This window comes from Gemmatimonadaceae bacterium (assembly GCA_020851035.1).
Lineage (GTDB): Bacteria > Gemmatimonadota > Gemmatimonadetes > Gemmatimonadales > Gemmatimonadaceae > JACMLX01.
Genome location: JADZDM010000025.1, coordinates 19,499 through 39,699 on the forward strand (window position 1 = coordinate 19,499; position 20,201 = coordinate 39,699).

At 70.0% G+C, this 20,201-nt stretch carries 22 protein-coding genes and 1 other RNA gene; 18 read left to right on the plus strand and 5 right to left on the minus strand.

Translation table 11 applies throughout. The annotated features are described in order from the left end of the window. The first annotated feature begins 9 nt into the window (after nucleotides 1-9). The 8 genes from IT355_17445 (at nucleotide 10) to IT355_17480 (ending at nucleotide 8,189) form a co-directional block, all read left to right on the plus strand. Complete coding sequence (locus IT355_17445) at nucleotides 10-366, plus strand: hypothetical protein (GenBank protein MCC7055062.1); 357 nt, start codon at nucleotides 10-12, stop codon at nucleotides 364-366. 110 nt (nucleotides 367-476) lie between these two features. Next, complete coding sequence (gene pyk / locus IT355_17450; protein ID MCC7055063.1) at nucleotides 477-1,892, plus strand: pyruvate kinase; 1,416 nt, start codon at nucleotides 477-479, stop codon at nucleotides 1,890-1,892. Beyond that, nucleotides 1,889-2,668: an MBL fold metallo-hydrolase gene (locus tag IT355_17455; GenBank protein MCC7055064.1), complete on the plus strand. Its 780-nt coding sequence runs from the start codon at nucleotides 1,889-1,891 to the stop codon at nucleotides 2,666-2,668. Before pyk ends, IT355_17455 begins: the two co-directional genes overlap by 4 nt. 29 nt (nucleotides 2,669-2,697) lie before the next feature. Next, nucleotides 2,698-4,083: a glucose-6-phosphate isomerase gene (locus IT355_17460; protein ID MCC7055065.1), complete on the plus strand. Its 1,386-nt coding sequence runs from the start codon at nucleotides 2,698-2,700 to the stop codon at nucleotides 4,081-4,083. A gap of 119 nt (nucleotides 4,084-4,202) precedes the next feature. Then, nucleotides 4,203-5,612 carry a class II fructose-bisphosphate aldolase gene (locus IT355_17465; protein ID MCC7055066.1) on the plus strand — a complete coding sequence of 470 codons (1,410 nt, stop codon included), beginning with the start codon at nucleotides 4,203-4,205 and terminating at the stop codon, nucleotides 5,610-5,612. Then, nucleotides 5,605-6,246, plus strand: a complete 642-nt coding sequence (locus IT355_17470; protein MCC7055067.1) for a hypothetical protein — start codon at nucleotides 5,605-5,607, stop codon at nucleotides 6,244-6,246. Before IT355_17465 ends, IT355_17470 begins: the two co-directional genes overlap by 8 nt. Before the next feature lie 15 nt (nucleotides 6,247-6,261). Continuing rightward, the gene (locus IT355_17475) at nucleotides 6,262-7,728 is read left to right on the plus strand and encodes a sigma-54-dependent Fis family transcriptional regulator (protein ID MCC7055068.1); all 1,467 of its coding nucleotides are present in this window, start codon (nucleotides 6,262-6,264) and stop codon (nucleotides 7,726-7,728) included. Nucleotides 7,729-7,766: 38 nt separating this feature from the next. Then, nucleotides 7,767-8,189, plus strand: coding sequence for a YtxH domain-containing protein (locus IT355_17480; GenBank protein MCC7055069.1), 423 nt, complete (start codon nucleotides 7,767-7,769; stop codon nucleotides 8,187-8,189). A gap of 236 nt (nucleotides 8,190-8,425) precedes the next feature. On the opposite strand, the gene IT355_17485 is transcribed toward IT355_17480, so the two are convergent. Genes IT355_17485 through IT355_17505 form a run of 5 tightly spaced genes read right to left on the minus strand, consistent with a single transcriptional unit; the run spans nucleotide 8,426 to nucleotide 12,729 of the window. After that, nucleotides 8,426-9,538 carry a zinc ribbon domain-containing protein gene (locus tag IT355_17485; protein ID MCC7055070.1) on the minus strand — a complete coding sequence of 371 codons (1,113 nt, stop codon included), beginning with the start codon at nucleotides 9,536-9,538 and terminating at the stop codon, nucleotides 8,426-8,428. 58 nt (nucleotides 9,539-9,596) lie between these two features. Then, complete coding sequence (locus IT355_17490) at nucleotides 9,597-10,526, minus strand: hypothetical protein (GenBank protein ID MCC7055071.1); 930 nt, start codon at nucleotides 10,524-10,526, stop codon at nucleotides 9,597-9,599. 39 nt (nucleotides 10,527-10,565) lie between these two features. Then, nucleotides 10,566-11,222: a thioredoxin family protein gene (locus tag IT355_17495; protein MCC7055072.1), complete on the minus strand. Its 657-nt coding sequence runs from the start codon at nucleotides 11,220-11,222 to the stop codon at nucleotides 10,566-10,568. Between the two features lie 48 nt (nucleotides 11,223-11,270). Next, on the minus strand, nucleotides 11,271-11,648 hold the full coding sequence (locus tag IT355_17500; protein ID MCC7055073.1) for a DoxX family protein: 378 nt from the start codon (nucleotides 11,646-11,648) through the stop codon (nucleotides 11,271-11,273). 34 nt (nucleotides 11,649-11,682) lie between these two features. After that, the gene (locus IT355_17505; GenBank protein MCC7055074.1) at nucleotides 11,683-12,729 is read right to left on the minus strand and encodes an NAD(P)-dependent alcohol dehydrogenase; all 1,047 of its coding nucleotides are present in this window, start codon (nucleotides 12,727-12,729) and stop codon (nucleotides 11,683-11,685) included. A 177-nt stretch (nucleotides 12,730-12,906) separates the two neighbouring features. On the opposite strand from IT355_17505, the gene IT355_17510 reads away from it, so the two are divergent. The 10 genes from IT355_17510 (at nucleotide 12,907) to IT355_17555 (ending at nucleotide 20,188) form a co-directional block, all read left to right on the plus strand. After that, a complete protein-coding gene (locus IT355_17510; protein ID MCC7055075.1) occupies nucleotides 12,907-13,269 on the plus strand; it encodes a cupin domain-containing protein in 363 nt (120 codons plus the stop codon). Nucleotides 13,270-13,303: 34 nt separating this feature from the next. Continuing rightward, on the plus strand, nucleotides 13,304-14,272 hold the full coding sequence (locus IT355_17515; protein MCC7055076.1) for a YihY/virulence factor BrkB family protein: 969 nt from the start codon (nucleotides 13,304-13,306) through the stop codon (nucleotides 14,270-14,272). After that, entirely contained in the window at nucleotides 14,269-15,291 is a 1,023-nt protein-coding gene (locus tag IT355_17520; GenBank protein MCC7055077.1) for a hypothetical protein, read from the plus strand. Before IT355_17515 ends, IT355_17520 begins: the two co-directional genes overlap by 4 nt. Nucleotides 15,292-15,678: 387 nt before the next feature. Continuing rightward, nucleotides 15,679-15,774, plus strand: an RNA gene (gene ffs / locus IT355_17525) — signal recognition particle sRNA small type. Nucleotides 15,775-15,920: 146 nt separating this feature from the next. Then, on the plus strand, nucleotides 15,921-17,732 hold the full coding sequence (gene dnaX / locus IT355_17530; protein MCC7055078.1) for a DNA polymerase III subunit gamma/tau: 1,812 nt from the start codon (nucleotides 15,921-15,923) through the stop codon (nucleotides 17,730-17,732). A gap of 61 nt (nucleotides 17,733-17,793) precedes the next feature. Continuing rightward, the gene (locus tag IT355_17535) at nucleotides 17,794-18,105 is read left to right on the plus strand and encodes a YbaB/EbfC family nucleoid-associated protein (GenBank protein MCC7055079.1); all 312 of its coding nucleotides are present in this window, start codon (nucleotides 17,794-17,796) and stop codon (nucleotides 18,103-18,105) included. 3 nt (nucleotides 18,106-18,108) lie between these two features. Continuing rightward, the gene (gene recR, locus IT355_17540) at nucleotides 18,109-18,699 is read left to right on the plus strand and encodes a recombination protein RecR (GenBank protein ID MCC7055080.1); all 591 of its coding nucleotides are present in this window, start codon (nucleotides 18,109-18,111) and stop codon (nucleotides 18,697-18,699) included. Then, nucleotides 18,696-18,995: a hypothetical protein gene (locus tag IT355_17545; protein ID MCC7055081.1), complete on the plus strand. Its 300-nt coding sequence runs from the start codon at nucleotides 18,696-18,698 to the stop codon at nucleotides 18,993-18,995. The genes recR and IT355_17545 overlap by 4 nt, the downstream gene beginning before the upstream one ends. Before the next feature lie 8 nt (nucleotides 18,996-19,003). Next, nucleotides 19,004-19,486 carry a roadblock/LC7 domain-containing protein gene (locus IT355_17550; protein ID MCC7055082.1) on the plus strand — a complete coding sequence of 161 codons (483 nt, stop codon included), beginning with the start codon at nucleotides 19,004-19,006 and terminating at the stop codon, nucleotides 19,484-19,486. A gap of 15 nt (nucleotides 19,487-19,501) precedes the next feature. Beyond that, nucleotides 19,502-20,188, plus strand: a complete 687-nt coding sequence (locus IT355_17555; GenBank protein MCC7055083.1) for a gliding-motility protein MglA — start codon at nucleotides 19,502-19,504, stop codon at nucleotides 20,186-20,188. Nucleotides 20,189-20,201 lie beyond the last annotated feature (13 nt).

The following is a 20,201-nucleotide window of genomic DNA, read 5'->3' on the forward strand; positions in this document are numbered from 1 at the left end:
CAACGACACATGTTCTACGCCATCGCAGTCATCCTCTTCATCGCGGCCGAGTTCGTCATCGGCTGGTGGGCGCTCCCCGTGGTCGGGCTGGTGCTCGGTCTCGTAGGGGCGCGCCGGAAGGGCATCAGCCTCATCGTCGGCGCTGCCGGTCTCACCGCCTGGCTCATCCTCTTCGGCTGGAGCGCCCTCGCCGGCAGCCACCTGCCCGATTTCATGGTTGCGCTCGCCAGCAGCATGAAGCTCAAGCCGACGCAGCTCGTCACCGCCATCGCTGCCATCCCGGCACTGCTGGCCACGCCGGCAGCCCGGCTCGGTGCCGGATTGCGCCCGAACCTGCCCGAAACAACCCAGACGAGCCCGCATTGACCGGTTAGTCTCGCTATGTTGACGGCTCGGACACCGGCGCGTGGGCGCGCCGGCTGTGCCGGCGGCTCCGGGTCCCCTCGCGGCGCCGTTCCCATCTCGACGCCGATCCCGTGTCCGTCACTGCCCCGAAGACGAAGATCGTCTGTACGCTCGGCCCCGCCTCCGCCACCCGCGAGAGCATCGGCGCCCTGATCGAAGCCGGCCTGAACGTGGCCCGCATCAACTTCTCCCACGGCACGCACGAGCAGCACGCCCAGACGATCGCGCTCGTCCGCGACCTGGCCCACGAGATGCGCCGCCCCGTCGCCATCCTCGGCGACCTGCAGGGCCCCCGCATCCGCATCGGCATGCTCTCCCAGCCGATGCAGCTCGTCCCCGGGCGCGAAGTCGTCCTCGCGCACGAAGGGGAAGAGGAGGCCGGTGACATCCCGGTCACCTACACCCAGCTCTCGCACGACGTCGGCCCGGGCAGCCGCATCCTGATCAACGACGGCCTCCTCGAGCTGCGCGTCATCCAGGTCCTCGGCAAGCGCGTCCGCTGCGAGGTCGTTTTCGGCGGGGAGCTGAAGAGCAACAAGGGCATCAACCTCCCCGGCATCGCCGTCTCGGCCCCGTCCATCACCGAGAAGGACCGCGCCGACGTCGCATTCGCGGTCGAGCAGGACCTGGACTACATCGCGCTCAGCTTCGTGCGGCGCGCCGAGGATCTCTGGCAGCTCCGCGGCCTGGTGCCGAGCGACATGATGATCGTCGCCAAGGTCGAGAAGGACGTTGCGCTCAACAACATCGAGACGATCGTCGAGGCCGCCGACGCCATCATGGTCGCCCGCGGTGACCTCGGTGTCGAGTTGCCGTTCGAGCGTGTCCCCGTTGCCCAGAAGCAGATCATCGCCCTCTGCAACCGCATGGGCCGCCCGGTGATCACGGCCACGCAGATGCTCGAGTCGATGATCACGCACCCGCGCCCCACCCGCGCCGAGGCCTCCGATGTCGCGAACGCGATCCTCGATGGCACCGACGCCGTGATGCTCTCGGCCGAGACGGCCGCCGGCGCCTACCCGCGCCTCGCCGTCGAGGCGATGCAGCGCATCATCGTCGAGATCGAGCAGCGTGCCAAGCTCGAGGTGGCGAAGAAGGAGCAGCGCCGCCTGCCGGAGCACAAGCACGAGGTGGCCGAGGCCATCGCTTCCGCCGTCGCGGCGGCGGTGAAGATGCTGCAGGCACCCGCCATCGTCTGCTTCACCAAGAGCGGCTCCACGGCACGCGTCGTCTCCAGCATGCGGCCGGCGGTCACGGTCGTTGCCTGCACGGACCTCGAGAAGACGTATCGCCAGCTCGCCCTCGTCTGGGGCGTGCAGCCGGAACTCGTGCCGCGCCACGACAACTACGATGCGCTCATCGTCGAGGGTATCTCGGCGGTCCGCCGCCTCAACCTCGCCGACCCGGGCGACCACATCGTGGTCACCGCCGGCGTGCCGTTCGACACGCCCGGCACCACCAACTTCATGCGCGTGGAGACGGTGTGAGACTGACCTTCCTCGGCACCGGAACGAGTTTCGGCGTGCCGCAGGTTGGTTGCCACTGTGCCGTCTGTCGTTCCCCCGATCCGCGCGACAAGCGCACGCGGGTCGGGGCCGTGGTCGAGTCGGCGGGGGGCACCCGCCTCCTGCTCGACACCCCGCCCGAGTTGCGGATCCAGCTCATCGCCAACGGCATCGACCGGGTGGACGCCGTGCTCTTCACGCACGACCACGCCGACCACACCCACGGGCTGGACGACATCCGCGCATTCTCCGTGCGCCGCGATGGCCCGCTGCCGCTGTACGGCTCGGCCGCCACCATGCGGAGCCTGCACGAGAAGTTCCGCTACGTGTTCGACGAGACGATGCGGCCGATGCCCGGCACGGCCAAGCCGGAAGGGCAGACGTGCATCATCGAGCCCGGCATCCCGCTCACCATCGGCGACATGCAGGTGCATCCGTTCACCGTGCCGCACGGCCGCTTCGACGTCACCGCGTTCCGCATCGGGCCGCTCGGCTACGTCACCGACGCCAAGTCGCTGCCGGCGCAGGGGATCGGCATCCTGCGCGGTGTGAAGGTGCTGGTGCTGAACGCGCTGCTGCGCACCGCGCACCCCACGCACCTCAGCATTCCCGAGGCGATCCAGGTGTCGCGCGAGGTCGGCGCCGAGCGCACGTACCTCACCCACCTGACGCACGAGAACTTCCACGCCGACCTCGAGGCCGAGCTCCCCGCCGGCATCGCGCCGGCATTCGATGGCCTCACCGTGCGCGTCGAGTAGCGCGCCGTTCCGTTTCCGGAGACCTGTCCGTGGCAACGCAGTTCGACTTCACCAACATGCTGGCGCCGGCCTGCCCGGGCGCCCTCCCGGCCGACACGCTGTCCGCGTCACAGGCGGCCTTCACTGCTGCCGTCGCCGACGTGAATGCGCGGCGGTCGGCCGGCACCCTCGGCTTCCCGGTGCTGCCCGAGGACGCGGCGCTGCGTGTCGCGCTCGAGGCCGATGCCCTCGCCTCGCGCGACGAGATCGACGACGTCGTGCTTTTCGGCATCGGCGGATCGGCCCTCGGCCCGAACATGTTGCGGAGCGCGCTCTGCCCGCCGCGCTGGAATGAGCTCGACCGGGCCGGCCGCGGCGGCTGGCCGCGGCTGCACGTGATGGACAACGTCGATCCCGTCACCATGGGCGCGCTGTTCGACCGCGTGGACCTGACGCGCACGCGCGTGCTGGTGATCTCCAAGTCCGGCGGCACCGCCGAGACGATGTCGCAGTACCTCGTGGTGCGCGAGAAGCTGCAGGCCCTCGGCCCGGAGTGGCCGGCGAAAGTCCTGCGCTTCATCACCGACCCGGCGAAGGGCGTGCTGCGTGCGATCGCGAAGAGCGACGGCATCATCACCTACGACATCCCGTCCAGCGTCGGCGGCCGGTTCAGCGTGCTCTCGGCGGTCGGGCTGGCCCCGGCCGCGTTCATCGGCATCGACATCGACGCGCTCTGCGCCGGTGCTGCCGCCATGCGCGTGCGCTGCGAGCACCCCGAGCTGGCGAAGAACCCGGCCGGCGTGTTCGCCGTGCTGCAGCATGCGCACGATCGCACCGGTGGCCGCAGCATCCACGTGCTGATGCCGTACGCGGATGCCCTGCGCGACGTCGCCAACTGGTTCGTGCAGCTCTGGGCCGAGAGCCTCGGCAAGGTGCTGCCGGGTGGTGGCAACGTCGGGCCCACGCCGCTGCCGGCCCTCGGGGCCACCGACCAGCACGCGCAGGTGCAGAACTTCATGGAAGGGCCGCACGACAAGACGGTGACGTTCATCAGCGTCGGCGCGCTCGATCGCGACATCACGATCCCCGCGCTCCACGCCGACTTCCCCGAGCTGGCCTACCTCGGCGGGAACACCATCGGGGCGCTCCTCGACGCCGAGCGTCGCGCGACGGCCGGGGCACTGGCCAGCAGCGGGCGGCCGAACGGCGTGCTCCAGATCCCGCGCGTGGATGCCGCGCACCTGGGTGAGCTGATCATGCTGTTCGAGTTCGCGACCGCCTTCGCCGGGGCGCTCTACGGCATCGACGCCTACGACCAGCCCGGGGTGGAGCTGGGCAAGCAGTTCACGTACGGCATCTTCGGCCGCCCCGGATTCGAGGCCGACCGTGACCGCTTCAACCAGCTGGCCCAGCCCGACCCGTCGTGCAGCGTCTGACGACCAGCCGTTCCCGTGTCACTTGTGTCCCGTGCCGGCCATAGGGAGCTTTCGGGGCTCCCAGTGAAGGTGCTGTGCCCGGGCTCGCTGTCCCAACTTTTCTCCCCACTGAGGTCTTGATGTCCGCTCCCGCCATCTCGTCGGCCCTGCTCGCTGACTGCGTCACCGTGTCCGGGTCGACCGTGACCGTCACGCATCCCGAGCTGCTGGCGACCGACCGCATGGACGCGGTGGTCACTGCCGCCGTCTTCGGCACCGACGAGGAGAAGGAGTACGCGCGCTGGCTGCTCTGGGAAGTCGGGCAGCACGTGGGCACGCGTCCCGCCTCGATCCACGACCTGTACACGGCGCGCGGGGCGGGGAAGACCGGCGGGTACACCGTCCCCGCGATGAACATCCGCGCCGCGTCGTACGACACGATGCGCTCGATCTTCCGCACCGCGATCGCGCTCGATGCCGGCGCCTTCATCCTCGAGATCGCGCGCTCCGAGATCGCCTACACCGACCAGCGCCCCACGGAGTACGTGGCGGTGATCCTTGCCGCGGCGCTGCGTGAAGGGTACCGCGGCCCGCTGTTCGTGCAGGGCGACCACTTCCAGGTCAACCACAAGAAGTTCGCGGTCGACCCGGTGCTCGAGGTCAACTCGGTGAAGCAGCTCGTGACCGAGGCCGTCGCCGCCGGCTTCTACAACATCGACGTCGATACCTCCACGCTGGTGGACCTCTCCAGGCCGACGCTCGACGAGCAGCAGCAGCCGAACTACGTCACCGCGGTGGACATCTGCCGCTTCGTGCGCGCCAGCGAGCCGCAGGGCGTGACGATCTCGCTCGGTGGCGAGATCGGCGAGGTGGGCACCGAGAACTCCACGCCCGAGGAGCTCCACGCCTTCATGTCGGGCTTCACGCGGACGCTGGCCGAGCAGGCGCCGGGCATGGCCGGCCTGTCCAAGATCAGCGTGCAGAGCGGCACCAGCCACGGCGGCACGGTGCTGCCCGACGGCAGCATCGCCGACGTCGCGCTCGACATCGACACGCTGCAGAAGCTCGGCGAGATCGCCCGCGACAGCTACGGCATGTCAGGCGCGGTGCAGCACGGCGCCAGCACGCTGCCCGACAACAAGTTCAACCTGTTCCCGGCGGCGGAGACGGCGGAGATCCACCTCGCCACGAACTTCCAGAACATGATGTTCGACCACCTGCCCGACGCGCTCCGCAAGGAGATCTACGACTGGCTGCTGGTGAACGCGAAGGACGAGCGGAAGGCGACCGACACCGACGAGCAGTTCTTCTACAAGACCCGCAAGAAGGCGATCGGGCCGTTCAAGCGGCAGATGTGGGCGCTGCCGGCCGACGTGAAGGCGACGCTCGCCGCGGCGTACGATGCCAAGTTCACCTTCCTGTTCACGCAGCTGAAGATCAACGGCACCAAGGCCCCGGTGAAGGCGTTCGTGAAGGCACCGCGCCTGCACAAGGTCTTCGGTGCGCCCGGCGTCGTGGCGGCGCCGGATGACGCGGACCTGAGTGACTGAGCCAGCCGTTCCGGCGCCCGCGGCGGCCGCACCCTCCCCGGAGGATGCGGCCGCCGCGTCGTCTCGGGGGCTGCGCCCGCTGCTCGACGCGGCCCTCTCCCGTGCGATCGCGGCCCTCGCGCACGACCTCCGCAACTCCCTCGGCGTGGTCGCGATGCAGGTGGAGGCCATCGCCGCGCGCTCCAGCGTCCCCGCCGGCGACCTGCGGGCGATCCATGGCCATGCGGGCGTCGCCGGCGAGCACATCGAGCGCCTGGCCGACATGACCAACGCGCTGATCGCCTTCGCGCGCGGGCGCACCTCCAGCGACCTCACCGTGATCGTTCGCGAGGCGGCGGCGCTGGTGCCGCTGCGCCCCGTCACGGTCGAGCAGGTCACGGCCGCCAGCGTCGGCGTCGATCCGCTCCTCACGCGCACCGCCATCCTCGAGGTCCTCATCCTCGCCCTCGGCTCGCCCGCGGCTCCCGCCTTCCGCATCCTCGCCGATGCGTCGGGTGGCATCGTCGAGCTCACCGCCGGCCGTGCGTTGGTGCCCGACGAGTCGCTGGAATGGGTTGTGCAGTTCCGGAAGCTTGGCGGACACCTCGATGCCACCGGCGACGGCCTCCGTCTCCGCTTCCCGCCGATCGCCTGACACATGAGCACCGCCATGCCCAACGCCACGATCCTGATCGCCGACGACGAGCCTGCCGTCACCACCCCGCTCGAGGCCGTGCTGAGCGCCGACGGCTACGACGTCGTCGTCGTGAGTGACGGCACTGCCGCGCTCGAGCGGCTGGAGCAGGACGACATCGCCCTCGTGCTCACCGACCTCAAGATGCCGGGCCTGGACGGCATGGCGCTGCTCGAGGCGATCCGGACCCGCGAGCTGCTGGTGGAGTGCATCATCATCACCGGCGAGGCCTCGGTCGACACCGCCGTCGAGGCGATGCGGTTCGGCGCCTACGACTACATCGAGAAGCCGCTCACCAAGCAGAAGCTCACGCGCCTCAAGGCCCTCATCCCGAAGGCGATCGAGAAGGAGGCCACCCGCCGCAAGAACCGCGAGCTGGCCTCGCGGCTGGAGGGGCTCACGAGCTTCGGCGAGCTGATCGGCCAGTCGGAGCCGATGCGCGAGGTGTACGGCCTGATCGAGGCCGTGGCCCCGACGAACGCCAGCGTGCTGGTGCTGGGTGAGAGCGGCACGGGCAAGGAGCTGGTCGCCCGCGCGGTGCACCAGAAGAGCGACCGCGCCAAGGGTCCGTTCTACGCGCTCAACTGCGCCGCGCTGCCGAAGGAGATCCTCGAGAACGAGCTGTTCGGCCACGAGAAGGGCGCCTTCACCGGCTCCGTCAACGAGAAGACCGGTGCGTTCGAGAACGCATCTGGCGGCACGCTCTTCCTCGACGAGCTGGCCGAGATGCCGACCGACATCCAGGTCAAGCTGCTGCGCGCCCTCGAGACACGCTCGATCCGCCGCCTCGGCGGCAAGAAGGAGATCCCGGTCGACATCCGCATCGTGGCGGCGACCAACAAGGACATCCAGAAGGCGATCGCGGAGAACGAGCTGCGCGAGGACCTCTACTACCGGCTCGCGGTGGTGGAGTTCGTGCTCCCGCCGCTGCGCGAGCGCGGCACCGACATCCTGATCCTCGCCGAGGCGTTCCTGTCCCGCTTCGCGAAGCAGAACGGCAAGCGCCTGACCGGCTTCGCCGACGGCGCCCGCGAGTGGATGGCCATGTACCCGTGGCCGGGCAACGTCCGCGAGCTGAAGAACGCCATCGAGCGGGCGGTGATCCTCTCGCGCACCAGCGAGGTCAGCGCCAGCGACCTGCTGCCGCGCCACCTGCGGGGCAGCATCGAGAGCATGGGACCGGTCACCCTGTCGGTGGGCTCGTCGATGGCCGATGCGCGCCGGCAGCTGGCCCTCCGCACCTTCGCCCAGCTCGGCGGCGACGTGCCCAAGGCGGCCGCGATGCTGGGCATGAAGGAGTCGCAACTTCGCGAGGAGCTGCTGGCCCTGCTGGCCCTGCCCGTTCCGTCAGGAGACGGCCCGGATGAGGGGGAGGAGGGGAGTGACCGCGCCGCGGTGCGCCTCGTACGTTCCGATGAGGGCAAGGCGGCGCCCGGGCGCTGAGGCCCGGCGCCGCGCCAGAACTCCAACGCATCCAGCACATGTCTCGCCGCAACTGGGACGATGACGAGCAGGTCATCATCGTCGAGGGCAACGAAAGCTCCGGGCTGTCCGCCTTCATCCTCGGCGCCGCCATCGGTGCCGGGCTGGCCCTGATCTTCGCGCCGCAGTCCGGCGTCGAAACCCGCCAGTCCATCCGTCGCGGCGCACGCAAGGCCGGCGAGGCCACGAAGCGCGCTGGCGAGAAGGTCACCGACGCGCTGGCACAGGCCAAGGCCGACCTCGAGTCACGCATCGACTCGGCCAAGTCGTCCATCGACCTGAAGAAGGTGCAGGTGTCTCGCGCCGTCGACGCCGGCCGCGAGGCCGCCCGCACCGCCCGCGAGGACCTCGAGCGCCGCATGGCCGAGCAGCGCACCGCCCCCGATCGCCTCCGCGAGCACGACAACGGCTCGGCGTCCTAGGCCCTCTGTGCGTCGAACGCCAACGGCGTGACGCAATGGCGCAAAGCGCGCAAGGGACGCAAAGGAGCACCACACCACCGCGGGCGTCGCTCCGTACGGGAAGCAGGGGAATGGAGGGGAACTGCGGTGGCTGTTGCCGTTCCCCTCGATTTCGTCGGCAGTCGTGCAGGCCGAGCGTCGCATGATGCGCAGGGCCAGCCCTTTCTTGCGTCCTTCGCGCCCTTTGCGCCTTGGCGTCAGGCAGTTCCCGGTGCGGCTGACGATGCCGGCGCGACAGGCGGCACGGCGTTGACACCACACGACGGGCAGTACTGGAAGAACGCGTTCTTGCGCGTGTCACAGCTGCCGCACGTGTCGAAGAGCTTCATGCCGCAGTGCACGCAGAAGTTCGTCGTCGCGTTCGGGCCGCCGGCGATCGCGCGCTCGCACCCGGGGCACATGTTCGCGCCCATCTTCTTCAGCGCCTCCTCGTAGCCCAGCGACTGCCGGCGCTCGGTCTCCGTCTGCTGCTCCACCACCTGGCGCTTCGCCAGGTAACGCTGCATCGCACGGATCACGTAGTGGCCCGCCACCAGCGTGAGCACGATCCCCACCACGTAGCGCACGTAGCCGCCGTAGCTCGGCAGGTACGGCACCAGCTCCACGAAGAACGCGATCAGTGCGAAGAGCACGAAGCCGCGCGCCAGCGGCCAGTACTGGCTCTTCCGCTTCCGCGCCAGCAGCCAGATGCCGATCAGCAGCAGCGGCAGCGTGAGCGCCAGGCGAATGCCGAACACGCGCATCTCCTGCCGGAACTGCGCCGCGGCATACTGCGGGCGTGCCGCATCCAGCAGGCGCTCCTCCGCCATGGCCAGCGAGTCCACCGCCTGGTCGACCTGCAGGCGCCGCGCATCGAGCGACTCGAGGGTCCGCTTCGCCTCGCGCTGGCGCGTGCCCAGCGACTCCAGCTCCGCCGTCCGCGTCAGCACCTCGGGGTCCTGCCGCGGGTCGCTCGTTGCGGTGCGGGTGGAGATCCAGGTGTCGTATGCCGCCTTGCGCGTGTCGTAGCTGCTGGCGGTGGAGTCGAACACCAGCTGCGCCGTGTTGCGGCGGTCGTTCACCGAGCGCGCCTCCTCCTGCAGCCCGTTGCGACGCACGCGGATCGGCTGCAGCAGCGCGGGAGAGACGAACTGGTCGAGCGAGAGGGACTGGTCCACCCCCGGCAGCTCGCCGACGATCTTGCCACCGAGCCCGGTCAGGAAACTCGCGAACACCAGGGAGACGGCCCACATCGCGATCGAGAACAGTCGCTCGGGGACGCGCAGGAACTTGAACATGTCGTGGGGCGGGGGGGAGAGCGTCGCGGACATCGCGACGCCGCGACGCCGCGGTGCGCGGCAGACGCCGCCGCACCGCGAACGTCAGGGCTCAGCGGCCGCGCAGCGTGCCGAGGACCGACTGCAGGTTGGTGCCGCGTGCCACCGTCTCGACGCGCTCCTGCACCTTGGGAAACAGGGTCTGGGCTTCCTGCTGGAACCGCGTGAACAGCGTCTTCATGTCGGCGGTCGAGAGCGAGCGCCCCTGCGCGTAATACTGCGCGGCCGCGTGCCCGAGGGCGTAGGTGGCCGCGAAGCTCACCGTCGCCCCCGCCGCCACGCCACCCACGCCGCCGACCATCGAGCCAAGCAGCCCGCCGGCCAGGCGCCCGAGTGTCTTCCGCACGATGCTCTCCATGAACTGCGCGGTCGCGCCCAGGCCGAACGTCGCCGCCAGGTCCTTCACCTGCGCGGCATCGAGCTGCTGCCCATACCGCTGCCCGATCGTGTAGACCATGCGCAGCTGCAGCGGCAGGATCGCCATGTTCGACAGCCGGTCCGGCAGCACCTCGAGCGCGGCGGTCAGGATCGCCTGGTCGAGGATCATCGCGTCCAGCTCACCGGGCGCCGGCACCGGGCCGGCCGCAGTGCCGGGCACCGGCGGCGGCAGCACGGCACCACTCAGCGTGGCCACCGAGGCCACGGCCGACATCTCGCCGGTGTCCATGCCGGTGCCAAGCACGGAGGACAGCTCCTGCAGGAACGCGATCTCCTTCGCGCCGGCGACGCCGTCGGCGTTGCAGACGGCCACCGCGATCTCGTACGCGGCACGACGCGCCGCATCGCTGCTCAGGGACGCCGCGAGCGCACGCACGTCGGCCGGGTCGCTGGCGGCCCGTGCCACCACGACGTCGGCATCGGGCATGCCCATCCGCGTCGCGGCGGCGCTGATCTGCGCCAGCTCGGTGGCGTCGCGGGTGCCATCCACCACGGCCGCCTGTGCGGCGATCGCGATGATGGTGGCTGCATCGGTTGGGTTCATCGGGCGGATCCGGTTGGGAGAGGGCAGGGGCGGCGCACGTCAGCGTGTCACCTGTCGTTCACAGCGCGGCGTGCCCGCCTTGGCCGCTTCCAGCAGTTCCACCAGCTCGGTCGTGATGCTCACGCCTTTGTCTTTGGCGTAGAACGCCGACCGGTAGCCGTGCAGCGAATCACCGCTGACGGAGGACCGCGCCTTGTCGGTCCAGTGGCGCAACGGGGCGGGCAGCTCGACGATGCAGCCGGCCTCGGCGCCGGTGGCATCGAGCAGGACGAGCGTCGGTGTCGCCGCGCGGCCGTCCAGCGAACGGTGTGCCTGCTGCACCGCGCGCCCGCCGGCTGATGGCAGCACGATCCGCATCGAGAGCCCCGGCACCGAGTCGGCCAGTCGCGCCGCATACGGCACCGAGTTCATCGAGTCGCCGCACGCATCCACCGCCACCACCAGCAGCTGCCAGCTGCCGCCGACGGCGCGTGCCCGCGCCAGCAACTCCGGCCGCACCGTCGCCTCCGCCTGGAGCCGCACCCACCCGTCGCGGCGCGCCGTCGCGCGATCCACGAACTCGGCGAAGGTCTGTCCACGGGCGAAGAGCGCCGGGAGGGTGCTGTCCACCTGCGGCACCTGACGCAGCGCAGGCAGCGTGGGGCGCGCCACGGGCTGGCAGGCAACGAGGGAGGCGAACAGGACGGCTGCGATCATGACCGGATCATCGGAAGGGGACACACCAGCCCGCGGGCGCGGCGGGCCCTACGCCACAAGATCGCGGCCGGACCGGCTCACGCGCCACACCCACCACATCAGGAGCGGCTGCATGGGCAACCGCAGCCAGAGCACGGCCAGGAAGGGAGTGCCGGCGCCCCGCTCGTGCGCCGCCCGCAACATCTCGATGTTCGCCGGGAGCACCGCCACCAGCAGGGCGATGAGTCCGATCGCCGCCGCCGTCCGCGCGGCCGGCACCAGCAGGCCCGCCCCGCCGAGCATCTCGAATACCCCGCTGACATACACGAGAGCCAGCGGGCTCGGCAGGTACGCAGGCATCATCGCGAGGTAGAAGCGCGGCATCACGAAGTGCAGCGCCCCCGCCAGGATGAACACGAGCCCCGTCACCAGCAGCGACATGGGCATCAGGGGCGCCCGGCGACCGGCGCCGTCGGGACGCTCACGCGCCGAGCGTCGCGAGGTCGATGACGAACCGGTACTTCACGTCACCCTTCAGCATCCGCGCATAGGCCGTCTCGATCGACTGGATCGGGATCAGCTCGATGTCCGACGTGATGCCATGCTCGCCGCAGAAGTCGAGCATCTCCTGGGTCTCCTTCAGGCCGCCGATCAGCGAGCCGGCCAGTGAGCGGCGCCCGCCGATCAGCACGAAGGGGTGCACCGTCGGCGGTGCGTCGGGCACGCCCACCAGCGTCATGGTGCCGTTGCGCGTCAGCAGGCCCAGGAACTGGTTGATGTCGTGGGGCGCCGAGACGGTGTCGAGGATGAAGTCGAAGCGTCCCGCCTGCGCCTTCATCTGCTCGCGATCGGTGCTCACCACCACCTCGTCGGCCCCGAGGCGCCGGGCATCCTCCACCTTCGACAGCGAGGTGGTGAACTGCACCACGTGCGCACCGAAGGCCTTCGCGAACTTGAGCCCCATGTGCCCCAGTCCCCCCAGCCCGACGACGCCGACCGTCATGCCCGCGCCCACCTTCCAGTGGCGGAGCGGGGAGTAGGTCGTGATGCCGGCACAGAGCAGCGGCGCCACCGCGGCGAGGTCCAGGCCGGCGGGGATCGTGAGCGCGAAGGCCTCGTCCACCACGATGTCGTTGGCGTAGCCGCCGAAGGTGAGGGCGCCCTGCGTGTCCTTGCTGTTGTACGTGAAGGTGGCGCCGGCGGTGCAGTACTGCTCCTCGTGCTCCTGGCAGCTCGGGCAGGTGCCGCACGAATCCACCAGGCAGCCCACGCCGGCACGATCACCGACCTTGAACTTCGACACCGCGGCGCCGACGGCCGTCACGGTGCCCACGATCTCGTGGCCGGGCACCATCGGGAACAGCGCGCCGCCCCATTCGTCGCGCACCTGGTGCAGGTCGCTGTGGCACACGCCGCAATAGGCGATCTCGATGCGGATGTCGGTCGGGCCGGGCACACGGCGCTCGAACGTGAATGGCGTCAGCGGCGCTTTGGCCTGCAGCGCCGCATATCCTCGTGAGGCAGTCATCTCGTCCCGGTCCGTGTCGTGGGTCTTCGTGCGCGGTGTCCGGGTAAATTACCCTGCCAGCCCCGCGGCCGCTCGTGCCCGACCCGCCGGCGTGATTGTGCCGGTGCCGCCGGACGGCGATCGTTCCCGGTCGGTCGTGCACCGGGGCTCCCACCTTCATCACACGTCACCAGACGCATGAGCGAACTCATCTCACTCGACGCCGGTTTCGCAAAGATCGACCAGCACTGGTATCCGCGTGTCGCGGCGGAACTCAATGGGCAGCAGGTGCGGCTGGTGAAGATCCTTGGCGAGTTCGACTGGCACTCGCACGAGCACGAGGACGAGCTCGTCCTCGTGCATCGCGGCACCTTCGACATGCAGTTCCGCGACCGGACCGTCACGATCGCGGCCGGTGAGATGATCCTCGTGCCGCGGCGCGTGGAACATCGTCCCGTTGCGCACACGGAATGTGAGGTCGTGCTGTTCGAGCCGGCCGGCACGGTCAACACCGGCAACGTCGTGTCCGAACGGACGCGATCGACCCTGGAGCCGATCTGATCGCTGCCGCAGCACACGCCTGCCCCCGGCCCTCATGACCGGTCCACGTCCGCGTGACCGCCGCAAGTCCGGCCCCACGCCACGGCGCTCCGGCACCCCGGTGGCCTCCGCCCCGGCGCGCCCGCCCCAGTCACCCATGCAGGTGGTCCGTGCCTTCAGCGGACAGGTGTGGAAGGCACTCGGCGACGACGACGTGATGTTCCTCGCGTCCGGCGTGTCGTTCAACCTGCTGCTCGCCGTGGTGCCGTTCGTGCTGCTGCTGGCCTCGGTCTCGATCCTCTTCCTCGGCAGCACGCCGGAAAGTGCAGCCGACACGGCGCTCGGCTTCCTCGATCGCCTGCTGCCGTCGCAGAACTGGGGCGAGGGAGACGCGGTGCGCAACACCGTCCGCGAGATCGCGCGCGTCAGCGGCTCCGTCACGCTCTACTCCGCCATCGGCTTCCTCTGGTTCTCGACGCGCGTCTTCAGCTCCATGCGCAGCGTGTTCCAGCGCACCTTCGACGTGCCGCGTGAGCGCGGCATCCTGCACGGCAAGCTGTTCGACGTCGTCTGCTCGCTGATCGCCGCCATCGGCATCACGGCCTACGGCTCGCTCACCGCCTACATGCTCGCCGCCTCCACCCGTGGTGCGGCGGTGCTGATGCATCTCGGCGTGCGCGAGGACGTGATGGGCCCGATCGAGTACCTGTTCGGCCGCCTGGTTGCCTTCCTCCTCGTGGTGCTGCTCTGCTTCGCCGCGTACCGGCTGGTGCCCAACCGCCCGATTCCGTCGCACACGGCCTGGGTCGGCTCCGTCACCACCAGCCTGCTGTTCGAGCTCGCGCGCACGGTGTTCGGCCTCTACGTGCGTGCCTTCACGCCGAGTTCCCTCTACACCGGCGCCATCGCGACGCTGGTCGTCGTGACGCTCTGGACGTACTACGCCTCGCTCATCTTCATCATCGGTGCCGAGGTGGCGCAGGTGGTGGAGCTTCGCCGCCTCCCGCCGCCCGCCCCGCCATGATCGACCTCCGCAGCGACACCGTCTCCCGTCCCACCGCGGCGATGCGCGCGGCCATGGCGAATGCGGAGGTGGGCGACGACGTGCTCGAGGGCGACCCGACGGTCCGCGCGCTGGAGGAGGACGTCGCGCGGCGGCTCGGCATGGAATCGGCGCTCTACTTCCCGAGCGGGACGATGGCGAACCAGACCGCGATCTGGCTGCATGCCGAGCCGGGCACCGAGGCGCTCTGCGACGCGCGCGCCCACGTCTACGACTGGGAGGGCGCCGGCGCCGCTGTGCTGCGCGGCGTGCAGCTGCGTCCCGTCACCGCCGCCGGTGAGACGATCCGTGCCGCCGATGTCGAGCGCGGCCTGCGTGCTCCGTCACGCTACGCGCCTCGCGCCACGCTGCTCTGCCTCGAGAACACGCACAACGGTGCAGGGGGCGCCGTGACGCCGCTCCCCGACCTGCTGGCGCTCGGCGAGTGCGGCCGTGCCGCCGGCCTGAAGGTGCACCTGGATGGTGCACGGCTGTGGAACGCCCACATCGCGACCGGCACGCCCCTCGCCGACTTCGCGCGGGTGGCGGACACGGTGATGGTGAGCTTCTCGAAGGGGCTCGGAGCACCGGTGGGTGCCGCGCTCGTGGGAACGGCGGCGCTGATGCGCGCGGGGTGGGAAGTCCGGAAGCGCCTTGGCGGTGGCATGCGGCAGGCCGGCATCATCGCGGCCGGCGCACTCCACGGGGTGCAGCATCACCTGCAGCGGCTGCAGGAGGATCATGCCAATGCGGCGACGTTCGCTGCGGCGGTGGCCGGTGCGGGAGGGGCCCGGCCGGTGGCGCCCGACACGAACATCGTGATGATCGACCTGCGCTCGGGCCAGCGGTCGGCGGATGTGGTCGCCGCCGCACTCCGGGATGGCGTGGCACTCAGCGGCTGGTCCGCCACACGGGTGCGCGCCGTGTTCCACCTCGACGTCTCGTCGGCCGATGCTGCGGCGGCAGGTGCGGTTGTCGCACGGGCGCTGGCGTCGGCCTGAGCGGTCAGCCGTTTCGCGTGCTCGGCTGGGTGTCGGAGGTTGGCGTCGGAGGTTGGCGTCGGGTGCTGGGCGTCGGTGGTGGGCAGCGATCGTCAACAGGGTTCACGCGGAAAACGCGGAAAGAAGAGAGAGGAAAAGCCACTGCAACAGCGTTTCATGGGAACTGCCCTCGCATGGCAGAGATCGCCGCAGCGAGCGAGTCGTTCCCATCGATAGCGGTTGCCGTTGCTGTTGCTTTTCCTCGCAGTTCCTTTCCGCGTTTTCCGCGTGAACCCTGTTGACGATCCCCCGCCAGCGCCCGATCAGCCGTCCCGCGCCACGGTCCCCGGATCCGGCTCCACGAACGGACTCGACGCGGCCGGGTACACGGACTAGATTCTCTGTTGCTCCAGGTCCCGGAGGGCGCCAGCCCGCTAACCGCGTCAGGACCGAGAGGTAGCAGCGCCGTGTGGTGTCTTGCGTTGCTCCGTCAGGCCTGGAGTATCGCGCGGCCGTTCGAACGTCCGGGAGCCGGACGGCGACGCCGCGCGAGTCGTTTGTGGTGATGCGGCGCGTCGCGTCGCGCCACCCGTGCCCCGGTCACCGCCACGCCGGCCGGCCCTTGCGCCCCCCGGGAGGACTCCCAGCCCGTGATCGCGCTCGCCCGCAAGTACCGCCCCCGAAACTTCGCGCAGGTCGCCGTGCAGACGCACGTGTCGAACACGCTGAAGGGTGCGATCGCCCGCGACCGGGTCGCCCACGGCTACCTGCTGTGCGGGCCCCGCGGCACCGGCAAGACCACGCTCGCGCGCGTGCTCGCGATGGCGCTCAACTGCGAGAACCGCGCGACGCGGGACGACGGCGAGCCCTGTGGCACCTGCGGGGCCTGCACCCGCATCTGGAGCGGGAGCGCCTCCCTCGACGTGATCGAGATCGACGCCGCCTCCAACCGCGGCGTGGACGACGCCCGCGAGCTGCGTGAGCGCGCGATGTACGCCCCGTCCACCAGCGACGGGTACAAGGTCTACATCGTGGACGAGGCGCACATGCTCACGCGTGAGGCGTGGAATGCACTCCTCAAGATCCTCGAGGAGCCGCCGCCGCGGGTGGTGTTCGTCTTCGCCACCACCGAGCCGCAGAAGATCGCGCAGACCGCAGCACCGGTGCTCAGCCGGCTCCAGCGCTTCGACCTCCGTCGCATCAACCCGGCGGAGATCCGCGACCGGCTGGCGGCGGTGCTGGACAGCGAAGGGGTGCGCTACGAACCCGACGCGCTCCAGATGCTGGCGCGGGCGGCCGATGGCGGCCTGCGCGACGCCCTCTCGCTCACCGACCAGGTGCTCGCCTTCGGTGACGACGGCATGCTCACCTCGGCCCGGGTGCGCGACGCCCTCGGGCTGGTCCCGGAAGACGAGCTCCTGGCGCTGCTGGCGATCATCGCCGAGCGCCGCGCCGGCGACGTGTTCGAGGCCATCGAGCGGCTCACGAACCTGGGCGTGGACCTCCAGCTGCTGCTGAGCGGCCTGGGTGACCTGGTCCGGGCGCAGCTGGCCATCGTCCTCGGCGGCGATCCGGGGGCGGTGTCGACGGCGGTGCGCGAGCGGCTCACCGCCATGGCGCCGCAATGGCGCGCCGGCGACCTGCTGCGTGTGCTGCAGCAGATGGCGGACGTGGAGCTGCGCCTGAAGCGGAGCGGACAGCCCCAGCTCGTGTTCGAGACGCTGCTGGTGCGGCTGGCCCTGCTGGACCGGACCGTCTCGCTGGAGGAGGTGCTGGCGGGGCTTGGTGATGCCGGGCCACGTGCCGTCGCGGCGCCCCGCAGTGCGCCCCCGGTCGCCGCCCGTGCCGTCGTTGCCGAGCCCGTCCGTTCTGCCCCCGCGCCCGACAAGTGGTCGCAGCCAGCGCCAGGCGCACCGGCGGCGGCGCGTGCGGTCAAGGCCGATCCTGCTCCATCGGCGCCCGTCGCGGCGCCCGTGGCCACCGGCGCCGCGGCGCAGCCGTCGGCACCGGTTGCTGCAGCCGCCACCGCGAAGACCGCGGCTCCCCGGGTCGCATCCGCGCCGGAAACCGGGGCGGTGGTCCCGGACCTTCATCGCATCGTGGACGAGTGGGACGCGGTGATCGCCGCGCTCCGGGAGCGGAAACGGGGCATGCTGGCGGCGCTGCTGGAACGTGTGCAGCCCATCGCCGTGACCGCCGGCGGCCTGCTCACCCTCGAGTGTGATGACGCCGGCGACTTTCCGGTCGTGGCCGATGGGCTGCCGCAGGTCACGGACGCGTTGCGCGAGGTGCTGCCGTCGATCACCCGCGTCCAGGTCCGGCCGCCGGCCGACGGGGTGCCCGTGACGCGGGAGCGGCTCACCACCGAAGGGGTGAAGCAGGAGCGCGTGGCGGCGCTGTCGAAACAGGATCCCCTGCTCGGCGCGGCCGTCGAGGCGCTCGACCTCGAACTGCTGGAGTAGGCGCGGCAGCACCAGTAGCTTTCCAGACTTATTTCCCTCGCCCCACCTGACGATGGATATCATGAAGATGTTCCAGCAGGCCCAGCAGATGCAGGGCAAGCTGGCGGAACTGCAGGAAGAGCTCGCGAAGCGCACCGTCACCGGCATGGCCGGCGGTGGCATGGTCACGGTCGACGCGGACGGGAAGGGCACCGTGCGCCGGGTGAAGATCGATCCCAGCCTGGTGACCGGGGGTGATGTGGAGCTGCTCGAGGACCTGGTGACGGTGGCGATCGCGGATGCGCAGCAGAAGGCGGCGGCGCTCGGCCAGGAAGAGATGGGCCGGCTTGCCGGCGGGCTCGGCATTCCCGGGCTCAAGCTGCCGTTCATGTGAGCTGTGGCTGCAATCGACGAGCTGGCGAGCGAACTCGCCCGACTTCCCGGCATCGGCCGCAAGACGGCGATGCGACTGACGTATCACCTGCTCAAGCAGCCGCCGGCCCAATGCCGCCGGCTGGCCGAGGCGCTGGTCGGCCTCACCGAGCGGGTCCGGACCTGTGAAGTCTGCTACAACCTGACCGAATCCCCTCGTTGCCCCATCTGCTCCGACCCCCGACGTGACGGAAACACCATCTGCGCAGTCGAAGAGGCAGCCGATATCGGCGCAATCGAGCGGGCTGCCGAATTCCGGGGGGTCTACCACGTCCTCGGGGGGCGCATCTCGCCCCTCGACGGCGTCGGCCCCGGCGACCTCACGATTGCCGCACTCGTGGACCGGGTGCGGACCGGCTCAGTCACTGAAGTGATCCTCGCGACCAATCCCAGCATGGAAGGCGAAGCCACCGCGATCCACCTGCAGCGCCAGCTGGCGGCCACCGGGGTGCGCATCACGCGCATCGCGCGGGGGCTGCCGGTGGGCGGTGACCTGGAGTACGCGGACGGTGTCACGATCGCACAGGCGCTGTCGGCCCGACGGGAGATGGCATGACCCGCCTGCTCCGTCGCAGCCGCACGCGGGACGCCATGCCGTACGTGCTCGCCGGTTTCGCCGGTGGGCTGGTGGTGGGTGCAGTGGCGTGGCGCCGGCAGCAGGCCAGTGCACACGACCAGCTCTTCGCCGCCTCGGCGGTGCAGCGCGCGGCCGCCCTCGGGTGGCTGTCCCGGACCCCGTCGGTCGAGAACGCGCGACTGCTGCGCGACTACATTCGTTGGGAGCGTCGCCCGACGCTCCGCCGGCGCGGGGAACTCGCGCTGGACCGACTTCTCCTCGCTCTCGAGTCGTGAGCGCCGATATGTCCCGCGCATCGCATTGGTCTTTCACCCAGGACGACGCTGACGCGATCACGCGCATCCTGCTCAACTTCCTCCAGGAGACGAACAGCCGCAGTGCGCTGCTCGTCGACCGGTCGGGGCAGCTGGTCACGACCGTGGGGGAACAGCCGCAGTTCGACGCCACCGCCTTTGCCACGCTCGCCGCTGCCGATTTCAGTGCCAACGACCAGCTCGCCAAGCTCATCGGTGAGACGGACTTCACGACGCTCTTCCACCAGGGGGAGCGTGACTCGATGTACGTGGCCGACGTCGCCCGTCGGCTGATCCTCGTCGTCCTGTTCGACCAGCGGACGACACTTGGACTGGTGCGCCTCCGCCTGAAGGCCGCCATCACCGACCTGAACCAGGTGTTCACGCGGCCGGCGGAGATCCAGCCTGCCGATCTCGGCGCGTCACACCTGCTTGCCGGTGCCGAAGACGACATCGACCGGCTCTTCAGCTAATCAGCCCACCAGAACATGTCGGTCATCAACTACGCGTCACGCGAGATCAACTGCAAGATCGTCTACTACGGTCCCGGGCTCGGCGGCAAGACCACGAACCTCGAACACGTGTATGCACGCGTCGCCCCCGACACGCGCGGCAAGCTGATCTCGCTGGCCACCGAGAATGAACGCACCCTGTTCTTCGACTTCCTCCCGGTGGATCTCGGCACGATCCGCGGCTTCAAGACGCGGTTCCACCTCTACACGGTGCCCGGCCAGGTCTACTACAACGCCAGCCGCAAGCTGATCCTCAAGGGCGTGGATGGCGTCGTCTTCGTGGCCGACTCGCAGGTCGAGCGGCAGGAGGCGAACATCGAGGCGATGCAGAACCTGTACGACAACATGGCGGAGTACGGGTACGACATCACCCGCATGCCGTTCGTGATCCAGTACAACAAGCGCGACCTCCCCAACGCCGCGCCGATCGATGACCTCGACGGGCTGCTCAATCCCGGGTTCGAGATCGTCGACCCGGCCCGGCAGCGCCAGATGGCCGACCCCAACAACCCGTCCCGGCTGCTGATCGAGCAGCTCCCGACGGGGGAGTGGATCGAGCGGGTGCCGAGCGTCGAGGCGGTGGCAGTGGCGGGGGACGGGGTCTTCGATACGTTGAAGGCTGTGAGCAAGCTGGTGCTCAAGAGTCTCGCGTCCTCGAGCTGACCCCCCGGGCCCC